The organism is Streptomyces sp. NPDC058257 (assembly GCF_042881845.1).
Taxonomy (GTDB): Bacteria; Actinomycetota; Actinomycetes; order Streptomycetales; family Streptomycetaceae; genus Streptomyces.
The window spans coordinates 24988-45811 of record NZ_JBHVXJ010000034.1; the positions used below are offsets into that span (position 1 = coordinate 24988).

At 70.4% G+C, this 20824-nt stretch carries 16 protein-coding genes; 7 read left to right on the top strand and 9 right to left on the bottom strand.

Features of this window, described 5'->3' with window-relative positions:
• Positions 1-15 precede the first annotated feature (15 nt).
• From ACFVXC_RS40715 to ACFVXC_RS40725, 3 genes are all read right to left on the bottom strand, one after another.
• Positions 16-2457 carry an FAD-dependent oxidoreductase gene (locus tag ACFVXC_RS40715; protein WP_389916593.1) on the bottom strand — a complete coding sequence of 814 codons (2442 nt, stop codon included), beginning with the start codon at positions 2455-2457 and terminating at the stop codon, positions 16-18.
• Positions 2454-3539: an S-(hydroxymethyl)mycothiol dehydrogenase gene (locus tag ACFVXC_RS40720; protein WP_389916595.1), complete on the bottom strand. Its 1086-nt coding sequence runs from the start codon at positions 3537-3539 to the stop codon at positions 2454-2456. Before ACFVXC_RS40720 ends, ACFVXC_RS40715 begins: the two co-directional genes overlap by 4 nt.
• Positions 3540-3858: 319 nt before the next feature.
• Entirely contained in the window at positions 3859-4701 is an 843-nt protein-coding gene (locus ACFVXC_RS40725) for an IclR family transcriptional regulator (RefSeq protein WP_389916597.1), read from the bottom strand.
• 188 nt (positions 4702-4889) lie between these two features.
• On the opposite strand from ACFVXC_RS40725, the gene ACFVXC_RS40730 reads away from it, so the two are divergent.
• Together ACFVXC_RS40730 and ACFVXC_RS40735 are read left to right on the top strand one after the other, a co-directional pair.
• Positions 4890-5210: a bifunctional 3-phenylpropionate/cinnamic acid dioxygenase ferredoxin subunit gene (locus ACFVXC_RS40730; RefSeq protein WP_389916599.1), complete on the top strand. Its 321-nt coding sequence runs from the start codon at positions 4890-4892 to the stop codon at positions 5208-5210.
• The gene (locus ACFVXC_RS40735) at positions 5207-6382 is read left to right on the top strand and encodes an NAD(P)/FAD-dependent oxidoreductase (protein WP_389916601.1); all 1176 of its coding nucleotides are present in this window, start codon (positions 5207-5209) and stop codon (positions 6380-6382) included. Before ACFVXC_RS40730 ends, ACFVXC_RS40735 begins: the two co-directional genes overlap by 4 nt.
• A 53-nt stretch (positions 6383-6435) precedes the next feature.
• Here ACFVXC_RS40735 and ACFVXC_RS40740 read toward each other — a convergent pair whose 3' ends face one another.
• Positions 6436-6903 (bottom strand): hypothetical protein, encoded by a 468-nt coding sequence (locus ACFVXC_RS40740; protein ID WP_389916603.1) that lies wholly within the window; start codon positions 6901-6903, stop codon positions 6436-6438.
• A gap of 444 nt (positions 6904-7347) precedes the next feature.
• Between ACFVXC_RS40740 and ACFVXC_RS40745 the strand changes: the two genes are divergently transcribed.
• From ACFVXC_RS40745 to ACFVXC_RS40765, 5 genes are read left to right on the top strand one after another with little or no spacing between them, the layout of a single operon-like run.
• A complete protein-coding gene (locus ACFVXC_RS40745; protein WP_389916605.1) occupies positions 7348-10296 on the top strand; it encodes a nitrate- and nitrite sensing domain-containing protein in 2949 nt (982 codons plus the stop codon).
• Positions 10293-10733 (top strand): roadblock/LC7 domain-containing protein, encoded by a 441-nt coding sequence (locus ACFVXC_RS40750; RefSeq protein ID WP_389916607.1) that lies wholly within the window; start codon positions 10293-10295, stop codon positions 10731-10733. The genes ACFVXC_RS40745 and ACFVXC_RS40750 overlap by 4 nt, the downstream gene beginning before the upstream one ends.
• 9 nt (positions 10734-10742) lie before the next feature.
• Positions 10743-11147: a DUF742 domain-containing protein gene (locus ACFVXC_RS40755; protein WP_190084953.1), complete on the top strand. Its 405-nt coding sequence runs from the start codon at positions 10743-10745 to the stop codon at positions 11145-11147.
• A gap of 25 nt (positions 11148-11172) precedes the next feature.
• On the top strand, positions 11173-14901 hold the full coding sequence (locus tag ACFVXC_RS40760) for a hydantoinase B/oxoprolinase family protein (protein ID WP_389916609.1): 3729 nt from the start codon (positions 11173-11175) through the stop codon (positions 14899-14901).
• Entirely contained in the window at positions 14882-15487 is a 606-nt protein-coding gene (locus ACFVXC_RS40765) for an ATP/GTP-binding protein (RefSeq protein ID WP_361192076.1), read from the top strand. Before ACFVXC_RS40760 ends, ACFVXC_RS40765 begins: the two co-directional genes overlap by 20 nt.
• Before the next feature lie 89 nt (positions 15488-15576).
• On the opposite strand, the gene glpK is transcribed toward ACFVXC_RS40765, so the two are convergent.
• From glpK to ACFVXC_RS40790, 5 genes are all read right to left on the bottom strand, one after another.
• Positions 15577-17097 (bottom strand): glycerol kinase GlpK, encoded by a 1521-nt coding sequence (gene glpK / locus ACFVXC_RS40770; RefSeq protein WP_389916611.1) that lies wholly within the window; start codon positions 17095-17097, stop codon positions 15577-15579.
• Positions 17098-17111: 14 nt separating this feature from the next.
• A complete protein-coding gene (locus tag ACFVXC_RS40775) occupies positions 17112-17867 on the bottom strand; it encodes an MIP/aquaporin family protein (RefSeq protein WP_389916613.1) in 756 nt (251 codons plus the stop codon).
• Between the two features lie 419 nt (positions 17868-18286).
• Entirely contained in the window at positions 18287-19477 is a 1191-nt protein-coding gene (locus tag ACFVXC_RS40780; protein WP_389916615.1) for a lipid-transfer protein, read from the bottom strand.
• A complete protein-coding gene (locus tag ACFVXC_RS40785; RefSeq protein WP_389916633.1) occupies positions 19474-19899 on the bottom strand; it encodes a Zn-ribbon domain-containing OB-fold protein in 426 nt (141 codons plus the stop codon). The genes ACFVXC_RS40780 and ACFVXC_RS40785 overlap by 4 nt, the downstream gene beginning before the upstream one ends.
• Positions 19900-19998: 99 nt before the next feature.
• Positions 19999-20823 (bottom strand): M15 family metallopeptidase, encoded by an 825-nt coding sequence (locus ACFVXC_RS40790; RefSeq protein ID WP_389916617.1) that lies wholly within the window; start codon positions 20821-20823, stop codon positions 19999-20001.
• Position 20824: the final 1 nt, after the last annotated feature.

Genomic DNA, 20824 nt, shown 5'->3' on the forward strand with positions numbered 1-20824 from the left:
GCTGCCGCTTGGCCGCTAGCGACGGATGCGGGTCATCTTCGGGTCGAACAGCGGTTCTTCGGCGACCGTCGCGGGGACCTTCTCGCCGAAGTACTCGATGTGCACGCTCACGCCCGTCTCCAGCGGCGGCAGCCACGCGTAGGCGACACAGCGGCCCAGCGTGTATCCGTAAGAGGCGCTGGTGACGTATCCGGCCGGGGCCCCGTCGACGTGCACGGGCTCCTTGCCGAGGACGACGGCGGCCGGATCGTCGAGCAGGAGAGCGGTGAGCTTCCGTGTGGGGGAGGCGAGTCGTTCGAGCGCGGCGCGGCCCACGAAGTCGCCCCGGTCCATGCGGACCGCGAAGCCGACCCCCGCCTCGTAGGGGTTGTGTTCGGTGGTCATGTCGTGACCCCACGCGCGGTACCCCTTCTCCAGGCGCAGGCTGTTGAACGCGGAACGCCCCGCCGCGATCACGCCGTGCCGCCGGCCCGCCTCCCAGAGCGTGTCCCAGAGCCGGAGCCCGGTGTCGGCGCTCGTGTAGAGCTCCCAGCCCAGTTCACCGACGTACGACAGACGCATCGCCGTCACCGGGACATGCCCGATGTACGTCTCCTTGGCCCTGAAGTAGCCGAACGCCTCGTGCGAGAAGTCGTCGCGGGTGAGGGGCTGGACGAGGTCGCGGGCGAGCGGTCCCCAGACCCCGACGCAGCAGGTCCCCGACGTGATGTCCCGTAGGTGTGCGTCGTCGGGGGCGTGGCGCAGGAGCCAGTCCAGATCGGCCGGGCTGTTGGCGCCGACCTGGAAGCGGTGCGGGGCGAGCCGCGCCACCGTCAGGTCCGAGCGGATGCCGCCCGACTCGTCCAGGAGGAGGGAGTACGTCACCGCACCGGGCTTCTTGGCCAGGTTGTTGGAGGTCATGCGCTGAAGGAACGCGAGCGCACCGGGCCCTGACACCTCCAGGCGGCGCAGGGGAGTCATGTCGTAGAGGGCGACCCCCTCGCGGGTGACCCGTGCCTCGGCCGCCGCGATCGGCGACCAGTGCCGGGCCGACCAGGCGTCGCGTTCGGGGACCTCGACGTCCGCGAGGAGCGGGGCGTTCGCCTCGTACCAGTGCGGACGCTCCCAGCCGCCGCCCTCCAGGAAGACGGCGCCCAGCTCCTGCTGCCGGGCGTAGAAGGGACTGACCCGCAGCGGCCGGGGCTGCTCCATGGGCTGAAGCGGGTGGAGGACGTCGTAGACCTCGACGAACTGCTGTGCGCCGCGGTCGGCGACGTACGCGGGGGAGCGCTGGGCGTCGTCGAAGCGGGCGAGGTCGCAGTCGTGTACGTCGGTGGAGGGCCGCCCCTCGACCATCCACTCGGCGACCGCCTTGGCCACGCCGGCGGAGTGCGTCACCCACACCGCCTCGGCCAGCCAGAATCCGCGCAGCGCACGGGACTCGCCGATGACCGGCATCCCGTCGGGGGTGAAGGAGAAGACGCCGTTGAAGCCTTCCGTGACTTCGGTGTCGCGCAGGGACGGAAGCAGCCAGCGGCAGTCCTCCCAACTCGGCGCGAAATCCCCCTCGGTGAAGGGGTACGAGGACGGCATCCCGGCCGCGTCGTCGTACGCCGGCACCGTGAACGCGTCCACGGGCAGTGGACGGTGGGCGTACGAACCGATGCCGATGCGGTCGGTGTGCTCACGGAAGTACAGATCGCGGTCCTGGAAGCGGAGGATCGGCTTCGAAGCCTCGGTGCGCGGGTCGTTGACGCCCGCGAGTTCGGGGAGCGGCGCGGTCTTCGCGTACTGATGGGCGAGTGGGAGGAGGGGGATGTCGACACCGGCCATGCGGCTGATCACCGGACCCCAGAAGCCCGCCGCGGTCACGACCTGGTCGGCGGGGAACGTGCCCCGGTCGGTGACGACGGCGGTGACGCGGCCGTCCTCCTGCTCGATGCCGGTGACGGTGTGCCGGTCGAGGAAACGTGCGCCACGCGCGCGTGCCCGCTCGATCTGCGCCCGGCAGGCGAGCACGGCGCGGGCCAGCCCGTCGTCGGGAGTGTGCAGGCCGCCGAGAACCTTGCTCGCGTCGATGAGCGGCCACATCTCTTCGCACCGCGCGGGCCCTACGAGCTCCGCGCGGACGCCCCAGGAAGCGGCGTACCCGGCCTTGCGGTGCAGGTCGGACCAGCGCTCGGGCGTGGTGGCGAGTTCGAGTCCGCCGACCGGGTTGAAGCAGGAAAGGCCGTCGACTTCCATGGCCCCGAACTTTTCGACCGTGTACGTCGCGAAGGCGGTCAGTGTCCTGGACGGACCGGTCTGGAAGACCAGGCCGGGGGCGTGCGAGGTGGAGCCGCCGGGGGCCGGGAGCGGCCCCTGTTCGAGGACCGTGACGTCGGTCCAGCCACGGGCGGTCAGTTCGTCGGCGAGAGAGCAGCCGACGATGCCGGCGCCGATGACAATGACGCGGGGTATCGGGGAACGGCCGCTCACAGGACCACCACCGAACGCAGGACCTCGCCTCGTCGCATCCTGCCGAACGCCTCCTCGACCTGGTCGAGCGCGATGGTCTCGGAGACGAATCCGCCGAGGTCGAGCCGGCGGCTGAGGTACTGGTCGATGAGGATCGGGAAGTCCCGGGTCGGCAGACAGTCGCCGTACCAGGAGGACTTGAGGGCGCCGCCGTGCGAGAACAGGTCGATCAGGGGCAGCTCGATCTTCATCTGCGGGTCGGGCACTCCGACCTGGACGAGCACACCCGCGTGATCGCGCATGTAGAAGGCCTGCTTGTACGTCGACGGGGTGCCGACCGCGTCGATCGCGACGTCGACCCCGAAACCGCCGGTGAGTTGGCGGACCGCCTCGACGGGTTCTGTGCCACGGGAGTTGACGGTGTGCGTGGCGCCGAAACGGGTCGCCCCGTCGAGCTTGGACTCGTCGATGTCGACGGCGATGACACGGCGTGCGCCCGCAAGGGACGCCCCGGCGATCGCGGCGTTGCCCACCCCGCCGCAGCCGATGACGGCCACGGTGTCGCCGCGGCCCACCCGGCCGGTGTTCACGGCGGCCCCGTATCCGGCCATCACCCCGCAGCCGATGAGCCCGGCGGCCTCGGGGCGTGCCGCCGGGTCGACCTTCACCGCCTGCCCTGCGGCGACCAGGGTTCTCTTGGCGAAGGCGCCGATACCGAGGGCGGGGCTCAAGGGAGTGCCGTCGAGAAGGGTCATGGGCTGGGCGGCGTTGCGTGAGTCGAAGCAGTACCAGGGGCGGCCGCGCAGGCAGGAGCGGCAGGCTCCGCAGGGGGCGCGCCAGGCGAGCACCACATAGTCACCGGGGGACAGATCGGCGACGTCGGCGCCGACCGCCTCGACGGTGCCGGCGGCCTCATGACCGAGCAGGAACGGGAAGTCGTCGCTGATCGCGCCTTCCCGGTAGTGCAGATCCGTGTGGCAGACCCCGCAGGCCTGCACGGAGACAAGTACCTCTCCCGGTCCGGGATCTGGCACGACGATTGTCTGCACCTCGACGGGTGCGCCCCTTTTCATGGCGACGGCGGCACGGACCTCGTGTGGCACGGCCAGGCTCCTCTGCTGTTGCGCACTGCACGACGGGTTGCGCTATGAGAGACATAGTGGGAACGCCATCAAGAGGCCGTCAAGGGGTGGGAGTTAACCCTTGGCAAATCCGCTGGGCACAGCGAAACGGGGTCGGCACGCGACGGCGTCGGCACGAAACGGGGCCGACACGCGGCGAGGGCGGCACGCGGCGAGGGCGGCACGCGGCGAGGGCGGCACGCGGCGAGGGCGGCACGCGGCGAGGGCGGCACGCGGCGAGGGCGGAACCGGAAATCCCGGTTCCGCCCTCGTCGTTGTCCGCGCGTCCAGCGCTCTCCCGTCAGAAGCCGAAGCCCATCCGCCGAGACAGCTCCACCGCGGCGGCGACCGTGCGCTTGGCGAGCTCGGTACGGCGGTCCTCGGTCAGGCGGTACACGGGCCCCGAAGCGCTGAGCGCCCCGATCACCTTGCCGTCGTGCGCGCGCACCGGTGCGGCGACCGCGGCCAGGCCCACTTCGAGCTCCTCCACGGCGATGGCGTAACCCTGGTCGACGACGGCCTCGAGCTCGCCGCGCAGCGCCACCATCCCGGTTACCGTGTGCTCGGTCAGGCGGGGCAGCGTCCGCGCGATCAGGCCTTCGCGCAGCGTGGTCGGCAGATGGGCCAGGAGGATCTTGCCGCTGGAGGTGGCGTGCAGCGGGGTGCGCCTGCCGAGCCAGTTCTGCGCGGTCACGGACGCGGGGCCGCGGGCCTGCATGATGTTGACTGCGGCGTCGTCGTCCAGGATCGCGATGTTGACCGTCTCGCCCAACTCGTCGGCGAGGTCGCGGCAGACCGGTCCGCCCTCCTGGGAGATGTCGAGACGCACCGCGGCCGCCCCCGCCAGGCGGAGCACGCCGGCCCCCAGGAAGTACTTCCCGCGGTCCTTGGCCTGGCCCACCAGGCCCCGGTTCTCAAGCACGCCGAGCAGCCGGAAGGCCGTCGACTTGTGCACCCCCAACTCGTCGGCGATCTCGGTGACTCCGGCCTCGCCGTGCCGGGCGAGTATCTCCAGGACGGTGACCGCGCGGTCCACGGACTGGACGGATCCCGGGGCCGCTTTCGACTGCTTCTCGCGGGACTCCTCAGGCTCGTTCTCGCGCGGCTCCTCGATCTGATCAGGCTGTTTCCGCGTGCCGGTCATGTCTTAACTCTCACCACCTCGCGGCCTGTTGAAGCCGCATCTTCGGGAAGCCCTTGACGCGGTGGGCGTCCCGACCGGATTCTGTTGCGTATAGCGCTCCCTCGTGCGCCATGCGAAACATCATGTTACCGAAGGGTCCTGGGTCGAGAAGGGGCCAGGACCGGGCCGAGAGATCAAGAGGGGGGCCCATGATTCCCGTCTGCCGCCTTGAAGACCTCCCCGCGGGCGAATCCGTCCGTGTCGACACCACACCGCCGATCGCGGTGTTCAACGCCGACGGCGAGATCTACGCCATCGACGACACCTGCAGCCATCAGGACGCCTCTCTCTCCGAGGGCTGGCTAGAGGGCTGTCTGGTCGAATGCCCGCTCCATGCCGCCTCATTCGATCTCCGTACCGGGCTCCCGACCTGTCTGCCCGCCCGTCGCGCGGTGCGCACCCACAGGGTGAGCGTCGACGACGGCACGATCCACGTCCACCTGGTGGCCGAGGAGGGTTCCGCCGCATGAGGACCATCACCGTGGTGGGCGCCTCGCTCGCCGGGCTCTACGCGGCGCGCGAGCTGCGCGCCCAGGGCTACGACGGGCGACTCGTGATCATCGGGGACGAGCCGCACCCACCGTACGACAGGCCGCCGCTGTCCAAGGACTTCCTCACCGGCAAGGCCGACGAGGCCCAACTCGCCCTCTCCGATGACGAGGAGAGCGACGAACTCGCCGCCGAGTGGCTGCTCGGGGTGCGCGCCCGGGGTCTGGACCCGCGCGGCCGCACCGTGCTCCTCGACGACGGCAGGACCATCGCGAGCGACGGCGTGGTCATCGCGACGGGAGCGTCCGCGCGCCGACTGCCGGGCCCCTCTCTGGCACCGGGCCCCTCTCTGGCAGGGGTGCACACCCTGCGCACCCTGGACGACGCCCGCGCCCTGCGCGGGGAACTGACCGGCGCACCGCGGCGGGTCGTGGTGATCGGCGGTGGCTTCATCGGCGCCGAGACCGCGTCCTCGTGCGCGGCGCTCGGGCACGACGTGACGGTCGTCGAGGCCGCCCCGCTGCCGCTGCTTGCGCAACTGGGCGCGGACATGGCGGCGGTGTGCGCCGGACTGCACGCGCGCGGGGGAGCGGAGCTCGTGACGGGCACCGGTGTCGCCGCACTGCACGGTGACACGGCCGTGCGCGGGGTGGAGCTGGCCGACGGCCGTCTGCTCCCCGCCGATGTGGTCGTCGTCGGCATCGGGGCCACCCCCAACACCGGTTGGCTCGCGGGCTCGACCCTCGCCCTGGACGACGGAGTGCTCTGCGACGACGGCTGCGTCACCGCGCTGCCGCACGTGGTCGCCGTGGGCGATGTCGCCCGCGTGGGCGGCGCGCGCGCCGAGCACTGGACGAGCGCCACGGAGCAGCCCCGTGTCGCCGTGCGCAACCTGCTGGCCGGACGCACCACCGAGACGGTGCGTCCGCTGCCGTACTTCTGGTCCGACCAGTACGGCTCCCGCATCCAGTTCGCGGGGCGGCGGCGCGCCGACGACACCGTGCGCCTCATCGAGGGTTCGCCGGAGGAGGGGAGCTTCCTCGCCGCGTACGAGCGGGAGGGGCACACCACGGCGGTCCTCGCGATGGACCGGCCGCGCCCCTTCATGCGGATGCGGCGCGGACTCCTTGCGCCGGCGCCCGTGGCGGCCTGACCGGCGGGAGCGCATCTCGCAGCGCTCCCTGCTCGATGCTCCTCTCGGTGCGCCTAGGGGTGCGACAGCTGCCCCGCTCCGCCCCGCCGTCGTATGCGTTCCTCGCTCCGCGCCGCCGTCCGGGCCTGTCGACGGGCCCGGCGCCGCTCGCGCCGCAGCTGACGCGCCGTGCTGCTCGGCACCGACACCACGCCGTTCCGTTGGTTCCAGACCTGGCGGGTCACCCACACGTCGAGGACGCCCCAGGTGGCCACCACGGTGCTCGCCACGCTGCTGAGCACCATCGGGAAGGACAGCCAGGATCCGGCCAGCGCGCTCAGGAACGCCGTCATCGCCTGTATCAAGGTCAGCGCCACGATGATCACGGCTCGCACCGCGGCCGTACGCACCGGATCGGGCAGGCGCCGCCTGCGCGCCGGCTCCTCCACCCACAACTCTCTGCGGTCCTCGTCGGCCCCGGGCCGACGCCCGAATGCCTCGTGCTCTTGCGCGGTCGTCCTCTGATGTTCTGCCGTGGCCATCAAATCGTCACTCCCCCGATGCCCCTCGGGCCGTTCGATGGGATGTCGGCGGACCCGACCCCCCAGTGGCTGCCCGGTATACGCAGCTTTACGCCACCTGGTGACGGCATGCGGTCCTCTGGTGCCCGCAGCCCCCCCCAACTCCCGTACTGAAAGACGATCGAGAGGCCCGGAAGATTCCCGCACCGTTCGGAAAAGCGAAGAGATCAGGCCAACCGGGAAGATCGACAAGATGGACTGTGGCAAGTGGCATGTGCCACACGGGGGATGCAATCTCCTGAATTGAAGGGACAACTGAGGACGTCGTTTTTGCGTCACGGCTGAAATCCATCCGGACGCGCCTTCGAGTTGCTCCTGTGTCAGTAGTAGGCTCACGCCGTTTGTTGACGCACATGTGTGCCCCTGGCCAAAGCGCGGCCACAGGGGGCCGATCTGGGGGAGGCCATGCGCTTTCGCGGGAAGTCCATCCGCCGGAAGATCGTGGCATTGCTGCTGGTGCCGCTCATCTCCCTGACCGCGATATGGGGATTCGCCACTTATCTCACCGGTCAGTCGGCCAAGGACCTCATCGACGCCTCCAATGTCGTCGACAAGATCGGCTACCCGATCGAGGACACCGCCAGGGTCGTCCAGCAGGAACGCCGCCAGACCCTCGTCTATCTCGCCGACCCCCGCGCCTCCGACGCGCTCGCCGCACTGCGCCGCAGCCGCACGGCCACCGACGACATGGTCGCCAAGGTCGTGGAGAACGCGGAGCACCCGGACGTGCGGGACGAGATCAGCGGAGAGTCGGCGGACCGGCTCGCCTCGCTCCTCGACTCCTTCGAGGGCATCGAGTCGCTGCGCCGCACGGTCGAGGAAGGCACGATCAGCCGTGCCGGCGCGCTGGAGATGTATACGAAGCTGATCGACCCCTGCTACGGCTTCCTGACGACCCTCCACGGTCTCGACGACGTGAAGATGGACCAGCAGGGCCGGGCGCTCGTCGGGGTGGGCCGCGCACGTGAACTGCTCTCCCGCGAGGATGCGTTGCTCGGCTCCGCGCTGGTCGCGCGCCGGCTCACCAAGACCGAGATCCGGGAGATCTCCGATCTCAGGGCCCAGCGCACGCTGCTGTACGAGGTCAACCTCGCGCAGCTGCCGGAGGACGAGCGCGCCCGGTACGAGCGCTACTGGAACGGCGCCGAGACGACGGAGCTGAGGGCCGCCGAGAAGGCCGTCATCGAATCCTCGCCCGGCGCCCCGCGCGCCGTCACGTCGGCGCGCTGGGACGCCGCGTCGGGCAAGGCGCTCAAGGACCTCGCCGAGCGCGACAAGGCGGCGGGCGACCGCTACCAGGACCGCGTCGAACCCGTGGCCGTCGGCGTGATCGTGCGCGTCGTCGTGGCGGGCGTGTTCGGCCTGCTCGCCCTGCTGTTCTCCGTCTTCATGTCCGTACGTATCGGCAGCAGCCTCATCCGTGACCTGCGCCGCATGCGCCTGGAGGCCCATGAGGCGTCCGGCGTCCGGCTGCCCGGCGTGCTGCGCCGCCTGGCGGCGGGCGAGCACGTCGACGTGGAGACCGAGGCGCCCCGCCTGACGTACGAGAAGGACGAGATCGGCCAGGTCGGCCAGGCGCTCAACACCCTGCAGCGCGCCGCGGTCGAGGCCGCCGTCAAACAGGCCGACCTGCGCCGCGGCGTCTCCGAAGTCTTCGTCAACCTCGCCCGCCGCAGCCAGGTGCTCCTGCACAAGCAGCTCACCCTGCTCGACACGATGGAGCGCAGGACCGAGGACACCGACGAACTCGCCGACCTCTTCCGCCTCGACCACCTCACCACGCGCATGCGGCGGCACGCCGAGGGCCTCGTGATCCTCTCCGGCGCCGCCCCGTCCCGGCAGTGGCGCAAGCCCGTCCAGCTCATGGACGTCGTCCGCGCGGCCGTCGCCGAGGTCGAGGACTACGAGCGCATCGAGGTGCGCCGCCTGCCGCGCATCGCCGTCACCGGGCCCGCGGTCGCCGACCTCACCCACCTGATGGCCGAACTCCTGGAGAACGCCACGGTGTTCTCGCCGCCGCACACCGCGGTGCAGGTCCTCGGCGAGCAGGTCGCCAACGGCTTCACCCTGGAGATCCACGACCGGGGTCTGGGCATGGCGGCCGACGCGCTCCTCGACTCCAACCTCCGCCTCGCGGAGACACCGGAGTTCGAACTCTCCGACACCGACCGCCTCGGCCTCTTCGTGGTGAGCCGCCTCGCCCAGCGGCAGCGCGTACGCGTCTCCTTGCAGCCCTCTCCGTACGGCGGGACCACCGCCGTCGTGTTCATCCCGGAGACGCTGCTCACGGACGACGCGCCGGACACGAACGGTGTCGGGTTCCGTCTCGACAGGCCGCAGCCCAAGCAGGCCGTGGGCCGCGACGCATCGGGCGACAAGCAGGCCGCGCTCGGCCAGGTGCCCGTGCAGCTGCCGGGGCTCCCCGCGTCCCTCCTCGACGGTCCCGTCGAGCTGGAGGCGCCGGTCGGCATGGCGGACCTCGACGCCTTCCCGGGCGGTCTCGGCGATCTCGGCGACCTCGGCGATGTGGACAGCGAGCGCGGCGGGCTCTTCCGCCCGCGCCGCCGCATGACCGGGGTTCCGGGGGAGGAGCAGCACCAACAGGCCCGCGAGGAGCGGGAGACGGGTGAGCGCGAGCCGACACGGCCCGACGACCTGCCCTCGCGCAGCAGCGGCGGCAGCGGGAGCGGCAACGTCTTCGGCGGCCCCGGTGAGGACGCGAACTCCGGAGAACCGGTTCAGCTGCCCCGCCGCAGGACCCCGAAGCTGGTCTCCTCGCACGGCCGCCCCGTGACGCACAGCAGGCCCCGGGGCGCCACGGACGGCGACGACACGGCACCCGAGCGCCCCGAGCGCCCGCAGGCCCCCGTGGGGCGCCCCCAGGGCGGCGCCGTGGACCGCGACCGCTCCAACCGCACCGCGGCCGAGCCCATCGACCTGCCGCGCCGCCCCGAGCCGCAGTCCGCCTGGCCCGACCTCTCCCCGCCGCACCGCGACGTCACCGCGGCCGACGCCCCGCCGGACCTCCCGCGGCGCAGCCGGTTCACGGAAAGCGCGCGTACGGAGCCTGCCCGTACGGAAAATCCGCGTGAGGAACCCACCACCGCCCCCGGCGGACTGCCCCGGCGTGTGCGCCAGGCCAACCTCGCCCCACAATTGAAGGATGGGCCGGAACAGCGTACGGAGCGCGAATCGGCCACGACCAGGCCGGAAGAACGCGATGCCGACGAGGTACGCAGCCGCATGGCTTCGCTCCAGCGTGGCTGGCAGCGTGGTCGTGAAGAGAACGCCGCGGGCGAAGACGCCTCCGACGGCACAGCACCAGGAACGACATCTGAGGGGGACGGTCGATGACCTCACCGAAGGCCGATGCACGTACCGCCACACCGGGGGGATCGGGAGAGCTCAACTGGCTCCTGGACGAACTGGTGGAGCGGGTCACCAGCATCCGCAAGGCGCTCGTGCTCTCCGGCGACGGCCTGCCCACCGGCCTGTCCAAGGACCTGACCAGGGAGGACAGCGAGCATCTCGCGGCTGTCGCCTCCGGCTTCCACAGCCTCGCCAAGGGCGTCGGACGCCACTTCGAGGCAGGCCGGGTCCGCCAGACCGTGGTCGAGCTCGACGATGCCTTCCTGTTCGTCACGGCCGCGGGGGACGGCAGCGCTCTCGCTGTCCTCTCGGACGCGGACTCCGACGTGGGCCTGGTCGCGTACGAAATGACGCTTCTGGTCAAAAGGGTGGGTGTGCATCTGGGTACGGCGCCACGCACCGACCTGACCGCGGGAGGGTAGCGGGAGGGTATGAGCGAAGACGGTCAGGGGACGCAGGGGACGCATCGCTGGTTCGACGACGACGCCGGACCCGTGGTGCGGCCGTACGCCATGACGCGTGGCCGGACCACCAGTCCGGCACAGCACCGCCTCGATCTGATCGCGGTCGTCATCGCCGAGGCCCGGGCAGGCGACCCGGAAGCGGATCGGACACTGTCCCCGGAGCACGTGGACATCGTCGGGCTCTGCCGTGACAGCCCTCAGTCGGTCGCCGAACTGGCGGCCGAACTGGACCTTCCCATCGGCGTGATCCGCGTCCTCATCGGCGATCTCGTCGATGACGAACTGGTGCACGTGACACGTCCCGTACCCCCCGCGGAACTCCCGGACGAGAGTATTCTGCGCGACGTGATCAACGGCCTCCGGGCGCTCTGAACAGCGCGGAAGCGGGGAGTGAGACGTGACTGGCTGGCAGTTCTGGGTCGACAGGGGCGGCACCTTCACGGATGTCGTCGCGCGGCGTCCCGACGGGCGGCTGCTCACGCACAAGCTCCTGTCCGACAACCCGTCCCGCTATGCCGACGCGGCAGTCGAGGGCATCCGTGAACTCCTGCGCGGCGCCCCTGGCGTACCCGACGACACGGCGGAGGTGTCCATCGATGTCGTCCGCATGGGTACGACCGTCGCCACCAACGCCCTTCTGGAGCGCGAGGGCGAGCCCACCGCCCTGGTGATCACCCGGGGCTTCGGCGACGCCCTGCGCATCGCCTACCAGAACCGCCCCCGCATCTTCGCCCGCGAGATCGTCCTGCCGGAGCTCCTGTACGAGCGGGTGATCGAGGCCGACGAGCGGGTCACCGCCGAGGGCGAGGTCTTACGGGCGCCCGACCTGGAGCAGCTCGCGGGGCCGCTGCGCCAGGCCTACGAGGACGGCATCCGGGCCGTCGCGGTGGTCTGCATGCACAGCCATCTGTACCCCGCCCACGAGCGGGCGATCGCCGAACTGGCCGTCCGCACCGGTTTCCCGCAGGTCTCACTCTCCAGTGAGGTCAGCCCGCTGATGAAGCTGGTCCCGCGCGGCGACACCGCGGTCGTCGACGCCTACCTGTCGCCCGTCCTGCACCGCTACGTCCAGCACGTCGCCGATGAACTCAGCGGCGTGCGATTGATGTTCATGCAGTCGAACGGCGGCCTCACCGAAGCGGGCCAGTTCCGCGGCAAGGACGCGATCCTCTCCGGGCCCGCGGGCGGCATCGTCGGCATGGCCCGCATGTCGCACCGGGCGGGCTTCGACCGCGTCATCGGCTTCGACATGGGCGGCACGTCCACCGACGTGTCGCACTACGCGGGCGAGTACGAACGGGTCTTCACCACGCAGATCGCGGGCGTACGGCTGCGCGCGCCGATGCTGGACATCCACACCGTCGCGGCGGGCGGCGGCTCCGTACTCCACTTCGACGGCAGCCGCTACCGCGTGGGCCCCGACTCGGCGGGCGCGACGCCGGGCCCGGCGAGCTATCGGGGCGGAGGCCCGCTCACGGTCACCGACGCCAACGTCGCCCTCGGACGCATCCAACCCACCCACTTCCCCCATGTGTTCGGGCAGGACGGCGACCAGCCCCTCGACGAGGCCCTCGTACGCGAACGCTTCACCGCGCTCGCCCGCGACATCAGGGAACACACCGGCGACGACCGCACTCCGGAGCAGGTCGCCGAGGGCTATCTGCAGATCGCGGTCGCCAACATCGCGGCCGCCGTCAAGCGCATCTCGGTCCAGAAGGGCCACGACGTCACCCGCTACGCCCTCACCACGTTCGGCGGCGCGGGCGGCCAGCACGCCTGCATGGTCGCCGACTCGCTCGGCATCCGCACCGTCCTCGTACCCCCGATGGCGGGAGTGCTCTCCGCGCTCGGCATCGGCCTCGCCGACACCACCGCGATGCGTGAGCAGTCCGTGGAGGCCCGCCTCGAACCGTCCGAGATGCCCCGCGTCCTGAAGACCGCCGACGACCTGGAGGAAGCTGCCCGCGCAGAACTCGTCGCCGAGGACGTGCCCGAGGACCGCGTCCGCGTCACACGCCGTGCCCAGCTGCGCTACGACGGCACCGACACCACGCTCACCGTGGAACTCACGGAGCCGGACCGCATGATCAGCGACTTCGAAGAACGCCACCGCACGACCTACTCCTTCGCCCTGGACCGCCCCGTCGTCGTCGAGTCCCTCTCCGTGGAGGCCACCGGCCTGACCGAGCAGCCCGACCTCTCCGCGCCCGCCGTTGACACACCCCCAGGAGTTCCGCAGACCGTGAGCCTGCACACGGGCGGCACGTGGCGCGACGTGCCCCTGCACCGCCGCGATCAGCTGCCGCCCGGCGAGAGCGTCGACGGACCCGCCATCATCACCGAGACCAGCGCCACCACGGTCGTGGACGACGGCTGGCAGGCGGCCATGACACCCGAGGGCCACCTGGTCATGGAGCGCGTGGCGGTACCCGAGGGTTCAGGCGCGAGCACCGCGGCCGACCCCGTCCTGCTGGAAGTCTTCAACAACCTCTTCATGTCGATCGCCGAACAGATGGGTGCCCGACTGGAGTCCACGGCCCAGTCGGTCAACATCAAGGAGCGGCTCGACTTCTCCTGCGCCCTCTTCGACCCGGACGGCAATCTCGTCGCCAACGCCCCGCACATCCCCGTGCACCTGGGCTCGATGGGCACCAGCGTGAAAGAGGTGATCCGGCGCCGCGGCGCCGGCATGCGCCCCGGGGACACCTACGCGGTCAACGACCCGTATCACGGCGGAACCCACCTCCCGGACGTCACCGTGATCACTCCGGTCTTCGACACGGCGGGGGAGCAGGCGGGCTCGGAGAGCTCAAGGGAGCGGATCCTCGTCTACGTGGCGTCGCGCGGGCACCACGCGGAGATCGGCGGCATCGCCCCCGGCTCCATGCCGGCGAACAGCCGCACCATCGAGGAGGAGGGCATCCTCTTCGACAACTGGCTTCTTGTGGAGGGCGGCCGTTTCCGCGAGGCCGAGACCCAGAGCCTGCTCACCGACGCCCCGTACCCCTCCCGCAACCCGGCCACCAATCTCGCCGACCTGCGCGCCCAGATCGCCGCCAACCAGAAGGGCGTCGACGAAGTCGCGCGCATGATCGAGAACTTCGGGCTCGACGTCGTCCAGGCGTACATGAGGCACGTACAGGACAACGCCGAGGAAGCGGTACGCCGCGTCATCGACGCCCTGGCAGAGGGCGAGTTCGCCTATCCGACCGATTCCGGAGCCGTCATCCGGGTCCGCGTCTCGGTGGACCGCGAGGCCCGCTCGGCGACCATCGACTTCACGGGTACGTCTCCCCAGCTCGCCACGAACTTCAACGCGCCCTTCGCGGTGGTCAACGCCGCGGTCCTCTACGTCTTCCGCACCCTGGTGGCCGAGGACATCCCGCTCAACGACGGCTGCCTGCGCCCGCTGCGCATCGTCGTACCGCCGGGCTCCCTGCTCGCACCCGAGCCACCGGCGGCCGTCGTCGCCGGGAACGTCGAGACCTCACAGGCCATCACCGGCGCGCTCTACGGCGCGCTCGGCGTCCAGGCCGAGGGCTCGGGAACGATGAACAACGTCACCTTCGGAAACGACCGCCACCAGTACTACGAGACGGTGGCATCGGGATCCGGAGCGGGCGACGGCTTCGACGGGGCGTCCGTCGTCCAGACCCACATGACCAACTCCCGGCTCACCGACCCCGAAGTGCTCGAATGGCGCCTGCCCGTGCTCCTTGAGGAGTTCGCGGTGCGCCGGGGCAGCGGTGGTACCGGAGCGTGGCGCGGCGGTGACGGCGCGGTGCGCCGCATCCGCTTCCGCGAGCCGATGACGGTGTCCACGCTCTCGCAGCACCGCAGAGTGGCGCCGTACGGCATGGCGGGCGGCAGCCCCGGAGCGCTCGGCACCGGCCGTGTGGAGCGCGCCGACGGCCAGGTCCGGACGCTGGCAGGCAGCGACTTCGCGGAAGCGGGCCGCGGTGACGTACTCGTGATCGAAACCCCCGGCGGCGGCGGATACGGTCGCCCCCCGCACGACAGCAGCAAATCAAGCGCACCTCCCGAACGAAGCGCACCTCCCGAACCAAGCGCACCCCCCGAAGCAACTGATCCAGGAGTAGCGAGCGATGATCTTCAAGCGTTCTGAGCGCGGCAAGGCCCCAGTCGAGCCGGTCACGCTGAAGATCCTGGTGGCGGGCGGCTTCGGCGTGGGCAAGACGACCCTCGTCGGCGCGGTCAGCGAGATCAAACCGCTGCGCACCGAGGAACTGCTCAGCGAGGCGGGCCGCCCGATCGACGACACCAGCGGCGTATCGGGCAAGCACACCACCACCGTCGCCATGGACTTCGGCCGGATCACGCTCCGCGAGGACCTGGTCCTCTACGTCTTCGGCACCCCGGGCCAGGACCGTTTCTGGTTCCTCTGGGACGAGCTGGCCACCGGAGCGCTCGGCGCCGTGGTCCTCGCCGACACCCGCCGCCTAGAGGACTGCTTCGCGGCCGTCGACTACTTCGAGCGCCGCTCCATACCCTTCGTCGTCGGCGTCAACTGCTTCGAGGGCGCGTCCCGTTACCCCGCCGACGCCGTGCGCCAGGCGCTCGACCTCGACCCGGGCGTCCCCGTGGTGATGTGCGACGCGCGCGAGCGGCAGTCCGTCAAGGAAGTGCTCATCGGAGTGGTCCAGCACGCGATGGCGGCTGCAGCGGCGGCCAGGGAGCCCGCGACCACGTGACCGTGGCTCCTTGAGAGCCGCGAGTACGCGTGCGTAACTGAGGCCCGTAACCCCTGCCGAACGGGGTACGGGCCGCGGTCACCCCCGGCTCAGCTCGCGCCGTCCTCGTGCCAGCCGAAGCTTCGTTCCACCGCCTTGCGCCAGTTGTTGTACTCACGATCGCGTGTGTCCGTCTCCATCGACGGCGTCCACTCGGCGTCCTGCTGCCAGTGCGCCTTCAGCTCGTCGAGGTCGTTCCACACGCCGGTCGCGAGCCCGGCGGCGTACGCGGCGCCCAGACACGTCGTCTCGGTGATCTTCGGTCGGATCACCGGCACTCCCAGGACGTCCGCCTGATGCTGCATCAGCAGATTGTTCTTGGTCATGCCGCCGTCCACCTTCAGGGTCCGCAGCTGCACCCCGGAGTCCTGGTACATGGCGTCGACGACCTCGCGGGTCTGCCAGCTGGTCGCCTCCAGTACGGCGCGTGCCAGATGCGCCTTGGTCACGTACCGGGTGAGCCCGGTGACGACGCCGCGCGCGTCCGAGCGCCAGTAGGGCGCGAAGAGGCCGGAGAACGCGGGCACGATGTACGCCCCGCCGTTGTCCTCCACGCTCGCGGCCAGGGGCTCGATCTCATCGGCGTTGCGGATGATGCCGAGCTGGTCGCGGAACCACTGCACAAGGGCGCCGGTGATCGCGATGGCCCCTTCGAGGCAGTAGACGGGAGCCTCGGAGCCGATCTTGTAGCCCATCGTGGTGAGCAGCCCGTTCTTCGAGGGGACGGGCCGGTTACCGGTGTTGAGCAACAGGAAGCTGCCGGTCCCGTACGTGTTCTTGGCCGTCCCCGCGTCGTAGCAGGCCTGCCCGAAGATGGCCGCCTGCTGGTCGCCGAGGGCGGAGGCGACCGGCACACCGGAGAGCTGCCCGACCGCTGTGCCGTAGACCTCGGCCGATGACTTGATCTCCGGCAGGATCGCCTCGGGGACGTTCATCGCGGACAGGATCGACTGGTCCCACTGGAGCGTGGCCAGGTTCATCAGCATGGTGCGCCCGGCATTGGTGACGTCCGTGACGTGCACACCGCCGTCCGTGCCACCGGTGAGGTTCCAGATCAGCCAGGAGTCGATGGTGCCGAAGGCGATCTCGCCGCGCTCGGCGCGGGCCCTGAGCCCGGGCACGTTGTCGAGCAGCCAGGCCGCCTTGGGCCCGGAGAAGTAGCTCGCGAGGGGCAGCCCGGTCTGCTCCCGGAACCTGTCCTGGCCGTCCTCGCCGCCCAGCTCGTTGCAGAGAGCCGATGTCCGGGTGTCCTGCCAGACGATCGCGTTGTGCACGGGCTTGCCGGTGGCGCGGTCCCACAGGACGGTCGTCTCGCGCTGGTTGGTGATGCCGAGTGCGCTGAGCTGGTCGGCACGGAGCCCTGCCTTGGCGATCGCTCCCGCGACCACGGCCTGCACCTTCGACCAGATCTCGGCGGCGTCGTGCTCCACCCACCCGGGCTTGGGAAATATCTGACGGTGTTCGCGCTGGTCGACGGCGACGATCTCGCCCGCGTGATTGAAGATGATGCAGCGGCTCGAGGTGGTGCCCTGGTCGATGGCGGCGACGAACTTCTCGGAGTTGTCCGGCATGGCTACCCCTTGAATCAGAAGGCTGCGTTGTAGATGAGACCTGCGAGCGCTCCGCCGATCAGCGGCCCGGCCACGGGGATCCAGGCGTAACTCCAGTCGGATGTGCCCTTGTTCGGGATCGGCAGGAACGTGTGCACGATGCGCGGGCCCAGGTCGCGGGCCGGGTTGATGGCGTAGCCGGTGGGCCCGCCGAGCGAGAGGCCGATGCCGACGACCAGGAAGGCGACGATCAGCACGAGCGTGCCGGACTCGCCAAGACCCTTGGTCAGGCCGAACGCGAGGAGCGGGAGCACCAGGGCGATGGTCCCGATGATCTCGGTGAGGAGGTTGGCGACCGGGTTACGGATCTCGGGAATGGTCGAGAAGATGCCGAGGGTCGGCGTCGGCTGGTCCACGCCCTGGGTGTCGCCCTTCGTGCCACGCGGGACGTTGGCGTTGAACTGCGCGAAGTAGACGAGATACGCGAGTACGGCGCCGAGCATGGCGCCCACCATCTGCCCGAGCAGGTAGACCCAGACCTTGTCCCACTTGCCCGTGTCGATCGCGATGCCGATGGTGACGGCGGGGTTGAGGTGGCCTCCGGAGAGCGGCGCGGCGGTGTACGCCCCCGCCATCACGCCGAAGCCCCATCCGAAGGCGATGACGATCCATCCGGAGGCTTTGGCCTTCGAATAGTTCAGGGTGACGGCGGCGCATACGCCGGCGCCGAAGAGAATAAGAATCGCGGTGCCGATGGTCTCACCGACGAAGATGTCCCCATTCGAGTACATGGCGGCTCCTAGGGCCTCGCCCGGGGCGGTGGCCCCGGTACTCCGTGCTGGGTGCGTTTCACGACTACTGCCTGGCTGCGCCCGGTGACGTCAGCCGAGGGCAGGGGTGTCCCGCGCCCCGCCCGGCTTCCATGGTGGGCGTGCCGTCGCAGTCGTATCGCCCAGAGGGGGATGACCCGCTGAACAGGCCCTTCGTGCAGACCTTCGCGCGTACAGGGGCCCTGAGTGGCGCGGAGCCAAAAGTGCGGCGATGCCGACTGACACCGGAAGTGTTCACCGGCGGTGATGGAGCGTCAAGGTCGCGGACGGCAACGGTTAACCGGCGTGAGCGCTTCCCCCAGGACCTGTCCATGGGTCTTCCCCGCGCTGCGTCCTCGGTCCTGCCCCGTGACGATCAGCGCAGGGCCGGGTGAGAGGGCTCAGCGCACCGCGACGACCGAGGACCCGTGCCCGAAGAGACCTTGATTCGCCGTGATGCCCGCACGCGCACCCGTGACCTGCCGCGCCCCCGCGGTGCCCCTCAACTGCCATGTCAGTTCGCACACTTGGGCAATTGCCTGGGCCGGAACAGCCTCACCGAAGGAGGCGAGCCCGCCGCTGGGGTTGACCGGTATGCGCCCGCCCGGAGAGGTCGCCCCCTCCCGCAGCAGTTTGGCCCCCTCTCCCTCGCCGCAGAGCCCCAAGTCCTCGTACCACTGGAGTTCGAGAGCGGTGGAGAGGTCATAGACCTCCGCGAAGGAGAGGTCGTCGGGCCCGATGCCCGCTTCTTCGTAGGCCGCGCGCGCGATGGAGGCGCGGAACGTCGTGTCGGCAGGAGCCACGGCGGCCGCGGAGTCCGTCGCGATGTCCGGCAGGTCGAGGACGGTGGTCGGATATGTCGGGGTCACCGTGGACACGGCCCGGATGCGCACCGGGTCGGGCGCGCCGTGCCGACGCGCGAACTCCATGCTGGAGAGCACGAGCGCCGCCGCCCCGTCGGAGGTCGCGCAGATGTCGAGCAGCCGCAGAGGGTCGGCGACGACGGCCGACGCGGCCACTTCCTCGGCGGAGACGGTCTTTCGGTAGCGCGCGTTCGGATTGAGCGCCCCCGCTGCCGCGTTCTTCACCTTGACCTGCGCGAAGTCCTCCAGCGTGTCGCCGTGCACCGCCATCCTGCGGCGCGCGTACAGGCCGAAGTACGTGGGGTTCGTGGCGCCGAGCACCCGGAACCGCAGCCAGTCCGGGTCGTCGTGCCGGTCCCCTCCCGCGGGCCGGAAGAACCCCTTGGGCGCGGCGTCGGCCCCGACCACCAGGACGACGTCGGCGAGGCCCGCGAGAATCTGCGTGCGCGCCGTGTTGATCGCCTGCGCCCCCGAGGCGCACGCCGCGTACACGCTCGCCACCCGCGCGCCCTGCCAGCCGAGCGCCTTCGCGAACGTCGCCCCGGCCACGTACCCGGGATAGCCGCCGCGCACCGTGTCCGCGCCGACGATCGAACCCACGTCGCACCAGTGCACCCCGGCGTCGGCGAGCGCCGCGCGGGCCGCCGCCGTCCCGTACTCGATGAAACTCCGGCCCCACTTGCCCCACGGGTGCATGCCCGCGCCGAGCACCGCCACCTCGCTGCTCATGCGCCCACCCCCACCGGCCGCCAGTACCACGTCGTCCACGCCGTCTCGGCGTCCTCATCAAGGACGCCGGGGACGACCTCCACCTCCATGCCGACCTCCAGATCGGCGACGGTGACCCCCGAGACCGCCTGGCCGAGCACCACCATGCACTCCGCTTCCAGCTCCACAGCGATCAACGCGTAGGGCTGCCACGGAAGTTCCGGATCGGACACATAGGGTGCGGGCGGGCGATAGCGGCTGTCCGTGTACGACCAGACGCGGCCGCGAGGGGAGAGCGGCACCTCGTCGAGATCACCGCCCGAGCAGCCGGGATTGCGGCAGAAGCCGTCCTCGCGGGGGAAGAAGACACAGGCGCAGGCCGAGCAGCGCGTGCCCAGAAGGCGGAAGTTGTCTCCCTCCCCGGCGAACCAGCCGGCCACCACGGGAGTACGCGTACGCGACAAGGCTCCTCCATGACACTGGATTCCACGACACCGAATCTGACGGAACGTCAGAAGTGTGCCACGGGCAACCGGATCGCGTCAGTAGCGCGGCACTCGCTGCTTCCCGTCCAACGAGCCGCGCGCCACGGGGAAGTCGAAGTACGTGTCCGGGAAGAGCTCGGGCTTGTAGGTGAAGTGCCACCACTCCTCGGGAAGGTTCACGAAGCCGACCTTGGTCAGGGCCCCCCGCAGCAGGTCACGGTTGGCGCGCTGCTTACCGTTGATCCGGGGATCGTCCGTGTGGGAGAGGGTGTCGAAACAGTCGAACCCCGTGCCCATGTCCAGGGAGTTGTCGGGGAACCGCTCGCCCTTGGGGCCGTAGCAGGGCGTGAGCGCCTCTCCGGGGATGTACGGGCGCGTCGGCAGGGCAGGCAGCCTCACGACCGTCAGATCGAGCGTCGAGCCGCGGCTGTGCCCGGACTTCGCCGCGATGTAACCGTCCTCGAACAACCGCGACTTGTCGACATGGGGATAGAACTCCGCCTTCATGCGTACGTCGCCGAGATCCTCGGCCCAGTGCACGAACTGGTCGACCGCCCGCTGCGGCCGGTAGCAGTCGTACACCTTCAGGGAGTAGCCCTTGCGCAGCAGCGTCCGCTGGGCCTTGTGCAGCGCCTTGGCCGCGGGCTTCGTAAGGATGCACATCGGCTTCTTGTAGCCGTCGACGGGCTCGCCCACGAAGTTGTGCGGCGTGAAGTAGCGCATCTCCTGGATGATCGTCGGGTCGACGTCGCGCAACGCCACGAACGCGTCGGGGGCCTTGGGTTCGGGCTTCGCGTGGGCGGGCGCGGGGGCGGCGGCCACGGCGACCAGAGCGGTGGCGGTGACGGCGAGATTCCGCAGGGCGGGGGCAAGTCCTGTCATG